Annotated in this window: 7 protein-coding genes; 3 read left to right on the top strand and 4 right to left on the bottom strand. The window is 69.4% G+C overall.

All coding sequences use genetic code 11. From position 1 onward, the window contains the following. Window positions 1–190: 190 nt before the first annotated feature. The 3 genes from thpR to ACWF94_RS29105 all read right to left on the bottom strand — a co-directional run bounded on the left by thpR (window position 191) and on the right by ACWF94_RS29105 (window position 2,791). Window positions 191–775: an RNA 2',3'-cyclic phosphodiesterase gene (gene thpR, locus ACWF94_RS29115; protein ID WP_453494880.1), complete on the bottom strand. Its 585-nt coding sequence runs from the start codon at window positions 773–775 to the stop codon at window positions 191–193. 169 nt (window positions 776–944) lie between these two features. Beyond that, window positions 945–2,303: an MFS transporter gene (locus ACWF94_RS29110; protein WP_453494877.1), complete on the bottom strand. Its 1,359-nt coding sequence runs from the start codon at window positions 2,301–2,303 to the stop codon at window positions 945–947. A gap of 26 nt (window positions 2,304–2,329) precedes the next feature. Then, window positions 2,330–2,791, bottom strand: coding sequence for a MarR family winged helix-turn-helix transcriptional regulator (locus tag ACWF94_RS29105; RefSeq protein ID WP_453494874.1), 462 nt, complete (start codon window positions 2,789–2,791; stop codon window positions 2,330–2,332). 140 nt (window positions 2,792–2,931) lie between these two features. Between ACWF94_RS29105 and ACWF94_RS29100 the strand changes: the two genes are divergently transcribed. Further along, a complete protein-coding gene (locus ACWF94_RS29100; protein WP_453494871.1) occupies window positions 2,932–3,126 on the top strand; it encodes a ribbon-helix-helix protein, CopG family in 195 nt (64 codons plus the stop codon). Between the two features lie 159 nt (window positions 3,127–3,285). Here ACWF94_RS29100 and ACWF94_RS29095 read toward each other — a convergent pair whose 3' ends face one another. Continuing rightward, window positions 3,286–4,728, bottom strand: a complete 1,443-nt coding sequence (locus tag ACWF94_RS29095) for an NCS2 family permease (RefSeq protein WP_453494868.1) — start codon at window positions 4,726–4,728, stop codon at window positions 3,286–3,288. 220 nt (window positions 4,729–4,948) lie between these two features. Here ACWF94_RS29095 and ACWF94_RS29090 point away from each other — a divergent pair, with 220 nt between their 5' ends. Both ACWF94_RS29090 and ACWF94_RS29085 read left to right on the top strand, forming a co-directional pair. Then, window positions 4,949–5,248 carry a DUF2530 domain-containing protein gene (locus ACWF94_RS29090; protein ID WP_453494865.1) on the top strand — a complete coding sequence of 100 codons (300 nt, stop codon included), beginning with the start codon at window positions 4,949–4,951 and terminating at the stop codon, window positions 5,246–5,248. A 215-nt stretch (window positions 5,249–5,463) separates the two neighbouring features. Then, window positions 5,464–6,710, top strand: a 1,247-nt coding sequence (locus ACWF94_RS29085; RefSeq protein WP_453494862.1) for an HAD-IC family P-type ATPase, incomplete at its 3' end; no start/stop codon positions are given.

Below are 6,710 nucleotides of genomic sequence, written 5' to 3'. Positions count from 1 at the left end.
TTCAGCCTCGCCTGGGGGTACCGCCCAGGCGAAGCTCTGGGGGAGTTTGAGGCGCGGGGTCCGGGGCGGAGCCCCGGTGCGGGGGGCCGGGCTACTGGCCCGCTACCGCCGCGACGGCGATGATGGCGAACATCAGGACGAGGACGCCCGCCATGATCTGATTCCTGGTCTTCGTTTTCACGTCACGAGACTAACCCGGCGCCTCCCCCGCCCCTCCCCCCAGGTCCCACCTGCCCACCGTCTCGTACCGGGGCACCTCCCCCGCCACCCCGCCCCCGGGAAGACTGCTGCGGACGAGCACCAGCTCCGCGACCTCCCACGGGGTGCCCTCGAAGGCGCGCAGTTCGTCGGCGTACGGGCGGACTCCCCCGTCCTCCCGGCTGCGGGCGATCGTGAGGTGAGGGGTGTAGCGGCGGTGCTCCTCCATGGAGACGCCCGCGCGGCGGGCCGCCGCGTCGGAGCGGTCCGCGAGGAGGCGCACCTCGGCGATACCGCCGGCGGCGCCCGCCCACAGGACACGGTCACCGAAGTGGCCGCCGCTGTGGATGCGCAACGGGAAGGGGGGTGTCCGGTGGGCGGCCCGGGCGAGGCGTTCGCGCAGCTCGGGCAGGAGCCGGTCGTCGACCTCGCCCATGAACGCGAGAGTGAAGTGCCACCCCGCCCGGCCGGTCCAGCGGAGTCGGTCCGCGCCGGGCAGGGTACGCAACCGGTCGACTTCGAGGCCGAGTTCGTCGCGGGCCCCGGTCGGTGGCAGTACGGCGGCGAAGAGTCTCATGCCGTCGAGTCTGACCCACGGGGCGCGCTCCACGCCTGTGCCGTGCGCGGGCGGCTCCCCGGCGTCCCGGTCCCGAACAGGCACAGACGTACACAGGCATACACGTCGACAGACGAACCTGAACGGACCCGAACGGACCCGAACAGAACCGTCAGACCAGTCAGAACAGTCAGGCCGCCGCCGTCAGGCTCTTCCTCGGCTTCTCGGGGTCCTTGGAGTCGGAGTCCCCGGGGTCCTTGGGCACGAAGGCGAGATGCTTACGCCCCCGCCGCAGATCCACCTTCAGCTTCAGGCCACCCGCCCGCGCGAGCATCAGCCCGACCCCCAGCGCGGCCAGCAGCGACACCAGCCCGCCGGCCGCGAAGCCGATCCGCGGACCGTAGGCGTCGGTGATCCAGCCGAAGAGGGGCGCGCCCAGGGGCGTACCGCCGACGAAGACCATCATGAACAGGCTCATGACCCGGCCCCGGACGGCGGGGTCGGTGGCCATCTGGATGCTGGAGTTGGCGGTGACATTGACGGTGAGACCGAACATCCCGATCGGCACCAGCAGCACCGCGAAGAGCCAGAAGCTGGGCGCGAAGGCGGTCACGATCTCCAGCAGGCCGAAGAGCACCGCCGCGCCCACCATCAGCCGCAGCCGGGAGGCGCCGCGCCGGGCCGCGAGGAGCGCGCCGACGAGGGAGCCGATGGCCATCAGGGTGTTGAGCAGGCCGTAGGTGCTGGCGCCGGAGTCGTAGACGTCGTGGACGAACGCCGAGAGCCAGATCGGGAAGTTGAAGCCGAAGGTGCCGACGAACCCGACGAGGACGATCGGCCAGATCAGCTCGGGGTGCGTGGAGACATAGCGAAGCCCCTCCCTGAGCTGGCCCTTGCCGCGCGGGGTGCGCTCGGACCTGTGGAGTTCGGAGGTGCGCATCAGCAGCAGGGAGGCGATGGGCGCGATGAAGGACAGTCCGTTGAAGAGGAAGGCGTAACCGCTGCCGACGGCCGTGATCAGCACACCGGCGACGGCGGGGCCGACGAGCCGGGCGGACTGGAAGTTGGCCGAGTTCAGGCTGACGGCGTTGGCGAGCTGGTCCGGGCCGACCATCTCGGAGACAAAGGTCTGCCGGGCCGGGTTGTCGACGACGGTGACCAGTCCGAGCAGGAAGGCGGTGAGATAGACATGCCAGACCTCGACCTGACCGGTGAGGGTGAGGACGGCGAGCGCCAGACCCGTCATTCCCATCGCGATCTGGGTGGCCAGCAGCAGGGGCCGCTTGGGCAGCCGGTCGGCGAGGACCCCGCCGTACAGGCCGAACAGCAGCATCGGCAGGAACTGGAGGGCGATGGTGATACCGACCGCGGACGCGGAGCCGGTCAGGGTGAGCACCAGCCAGTCCTGGGCGATGCGCTGCATCCAGGTGCCCGTGTTGGAGACCACCTGGCCGGTGGCGAAGAGCCGGTAGTTACGGATCTTCAGGGAGCTGAACATGGTGGTAGGTGCTGGTGCGGGTGCGGAGTCTGCTCCGGGTCCCGTACTCAAAAGCGTTCGCCTCCTCGGCGGTGCGGCTATAGGTGCGCGAGTTTCTCCAGCACGGGAGCCGCCGCGCGGAGTTTGGCCCATTCGTCTTCGTCGAGCCCTTCGGCGAGGGTGGCCAGCCAGGCGTTCCGCTTGCGGCGGCTCTCTTCGAGCATGGCTTCGGCCCGCTCGGTCGGGCTGACGACCTTCTGTCTGCGGTCATCGGGGTGGGGCTCCAGCCGGACCAGCCCCTTGGCCTCCAGCAGCGCCACGATCCTGGTCATGGACGGCGGCTGGACATGCTCCTTGCGGGCCAGCTCACCGGGGGTGGCCGAGCCGCAGCGGGCGAGCGTGCCGAGCACCGACATCTCGGTGGGGCTCAGCGATTCGTCGACGCGCTGATGCTTCAGCCGTCGGCCCAGCCGCATCACGGCCGAGCGCAGTGCGTTCACGGCTGCGACGTCGGCGTCGGCGCCGCTCGCCGGATCAGGCAGCCCAGACAGCTCACTCATGGTCGTTAGCATAACTCATTACCCTGCCTAAATACCAGCCGCTTTCCCGCCGCCTCGACAGGGCCCTCACATCACCCGTACGAGTGATACTCATGCGGAAAGTGACACACCGGACATGCGGCTGCGGCGACCCTGACGTTATGCAATCGACAGTGCTCAGCCTGCGAATAGACGCGGAGCTGCTGGAGCGGCTCAGGCACCACGCGGCCAGGCGTGGTATGAGCGTCCAGGACTATGTGGTCCGGACACTCGTCCGCGACGACTTCGACGAGCGCTTCAAGGCGGCCGTCGACGAGACGGAGAAGTTCTACGGCCCGGCCACGGGCGTCCCGTAACGCCACGCCCGGCACCCGGACACCCCCGTATCGACGCCCCCGTATCACCGTCAGCGCAGGTCAGGACAGGTCAGCACAGCACAGGCCAGCACAGCTCAGAAAAGCTCATGAAAAGGCCGGCGCAGGTCAGCGCAGGTCAGCGCAGGTCAGCGGAGGTCGTCAGGTGAGCCCCAGCGCGGGCATCGCGTAGTAGAAGACGAAGACCGCCGACACCACATACATCGCGACCGGCACCTCGCGGCCCCGGCCCACCGCCAGCCGCAGCACGCTGAACGCGATGAAGCCGATGCCGATGCCGTTGGTGATCGAGTAGGTGAAGGGCATCATCACCATCGCCAGGAACGCGGGGACGGCGACCGTGAAATCGTCCCAGTCGATGTCCCGGATCGATCCCGCCAGGATCAGGAAGCCGACCGCGAGCAGCGCGGGCGTCGCCGCCTGCGAGGGGACCATCGTGGCGAGCGGGGTGAGGAAGAGCGCCACCGAGAACAGCGCCCCGGTCACCACGGACGCCAGACCGGTCCGGGCCCCCTCGCCGACCCCCGCCGTGGACTCCACGAAGCAGGTGGCCGCCGACGAGGAGGTCGCACCGCCCGAGGCGACCGCGATGCCGTCCACGAAGAGGACCTTGTTGATCCCGGGGAAGTTGCCGTCCTTGTCCATCAGCTTCGCCTCGTCGCCGACGCCCAGGATGGTTCCCATGGCGTCGAAGAAGCAGGACAGCAGCACGGTGAAGACGAACAGCACGCCGGTCAGATAGCCGACCTTCTCGAAGCCGCCGAACAGACTGACCTCGCCGACCAGCCCGAAGTCGGGGGTCGCGACCGGGTTGCCGGGCCACTTCGGGGTGGTCAGACCCCAGCTCGGGACCGTCGCCACGGCATCGATCACCATCGCCACCACCGTCATCGCGACGATGGAGATCAGGATCGCACCCGGCACCTTGCGGATGATCAGCGCGAGGGTGAGCAGCACACCGACGGCGAAGACGAGAATCGGCCAGCCGCCGAGGTGGCCGCCCTGGCCCAGGGTGAGCGGCACGGCGGTCTTGGCGATGTCCGGGATACGGGAGACGAACCCGGCGTCGACCAGGCCGATCAGCATGATGAAGAGGCCGATACCGATCGCGATGCCCTTGCGCAGACTGCGCGGCACAGCGCTCATCACGCGTTCCCGCAGCCCGGTGGCGACCAGCAGCATCACCACGAAGCCCGCGAGGACCACCATGCCCATGGCATCGGGCCACGACATCCGGGGCGCGAGCTGGAGCGCGACGACGGTGTTCACCCCGAGGCCGGCGGCGAGCGCGATGGGGACGTTGCCGATGACGCCCATGAGGAGGGTGGAGAAGGCGGCGGTCAGCACGGTGGCGGTGACCAGCTGCCCGGGGTCGAGGAACTGGTCGTGCATGTCCTTCGCGCTGCCGAGGATGATCGGGTTCAGCACGATGATGTAGGCCATCGCGAAGAAGGTGGCGAATCCGCCCCGGACCTCACGGGCGGTGGTGGAGCCGCGCTCGGAGATCCGGAAGAAGCGGTCCAGGCCGCCGGGGGTGCCCTTCGGCAGGTGCGCGGAGGCGTCGGCGGGGGCCGAGGGGGTCATTCCGTCCTCATCAGTCCTTGTACTTTCCTACGAATGAAACCTGTCGCAGGCAAACCGCTTCAGTATGAACATATAGGGAATCAAATGCACATCTGCGCGCGTAGATGTGACGCCATCCGGCCCACCCGGCCAGTCCCGCAGCCGGCCCACAGGGCCTGCCGCGCAGCCGACGCAGGGCCTGTCCCGCAGCCCGCTCCACAGCCCGACCTACACTGTCCGCATGGCGAAGTGGACCCCCCAGCACGAAGCACCCGAGCCCCTGGAGGGGCCCGTCGTCGCCACCATCACCGGGGGCACGATCATCTGGTTCGCCCTCTTCCTGGTCCAGATCCCGTTCTACGGCTGGTTCGACGACCGTGACCTGATGTGGTGGGTGTGGACCTGTCTGGCCGGGGGCGGACTGGGGCTGATCGGCATCTGGTACGTACGGAAGCGGGACGCCGCGATCAAGCGCGCCGAGGCGGCCGGAGCCACGGCGGGACCCGCCCGTACCCCCGCCGGGCCCGACGAAAGCCACTGAACGGGGCGGGAGGCACCGCAGCGGGTGCGAGCCGCCGAACCTGGTGCGAGCCGCCGCAGCAGGCGGGAGGCACCGACCGCAACAGGCGGGAGCAACCTCCGCAGGCGGGCGGCCCGTACTCCCCGGGGACGACCCGGGTCCTCCCCCGTCCTCCCCCGGTCTGATCCTCGCCCCCTCAGGGGGTGAAGTCCCGCCCGCGGCCGTAGCGTACGAGCATGACTCAGCGGGCGAGGATCGAGACGAACGGCCCCGAGCCGGGTGGCCCCTCCATCGACGCGGGGGCCGAGCTGGACCCCGTACACCCGGTGCGGCCACCGGGTCCCCGCGCCGGGGCAAAGGGGCTGACCTCGGCCGAGGTCGCGGAACGGATCGCGCGGGGCGAGGTCAACGACGTACCCGTCCGCTCGTCCCGCTCGACCGCCGACATCGTCCGGGGCAATGTCTTCACCCGCTTCAACGCCATCATCGGCGTGCTCTGGGTGATCATGCTGTCCGTCGCGCCCATCCAGGACAGCCTGTTCGGCTTCGTCATCATCGCCAACACCGGAATCGGCATCATCCAGGAGTTGCGCGCCAAGAAGACCCTCGACGGACTCGCCGTCATCGGCGAGGCCAAGCCGACCGTACGGCGCGACGGGAAGGCCGCCGAGATCTCCACCTCCGCGATCGTCCTCGGGGATCTGGTCGAACTCGGCCCCGGTGACAAGGTCGTCGTGGACGGGGAGGTCGCGGAGGCGGACGGCCTGGAGATCGACGAGTCCCTGCTGACGGGCGAGGCCGACCCCGTACTGAAACAGCCGGGCGACCCGGTGATGTCGGGCAGCTTCGTGGTCGCGGGCGGCGGCGCGTTCACCGCGACGAAGGTCGGACGCGAGGCGTACGCGGCGCAGCTCGCCGAGGAGGCGTCCCGTTTCACGCTCGTCCACTCCGAACTGCGCAGCGGGATCAGCACCATCCTCAAATATGTGACCTGGATGATGATCCCCACCGCGACCGGGCTGATCATCAGCCAGCTCATCGTCAAGGACAACAACTTCAAGGACTCGGTCGCCCGGACCGTCGGCGGCATCGTGCCGATGATCCCCGAGGGCCTGGTGCTGCTGACCTCCGTCGCCTTCGCCATCGGCGTCATCCGGCTCGGCCGCAAACAGTGCCTGGTGCAGGAGCTGCCCGCGATCGAGGGGCTCGCCCGCGTCGATGTGGTCTGCCTCGACAAGACGGGCACGCTGACCGAGGGCGGCATGGACGTGACCGAGCTGCGCATGCTCGGCGGGGCGGAGGAGTCGTACGTACGGAAGGTGCTGGGCGCGCTCGGCGCGTCCGACCCCCGGCCGAACGCCTCCCTCCAGGCGATCATCGACGCCTACCCCGATGGCACCGCCGGCGACGGCAACGACGGCGACGGCAACGGCGGCAGCCCCGGCAGCGGCTGGCGGTCCACCGGCGCCCTGCCGTTCTCCTC

Source organism: Streptomyces sp. NPDC055078 (assembly GCF_053607985.1).
Note: the sequence above shows the minus strand (reverse complement) of the source record. Positions and strands in the feature narration are given on the sequence as shown.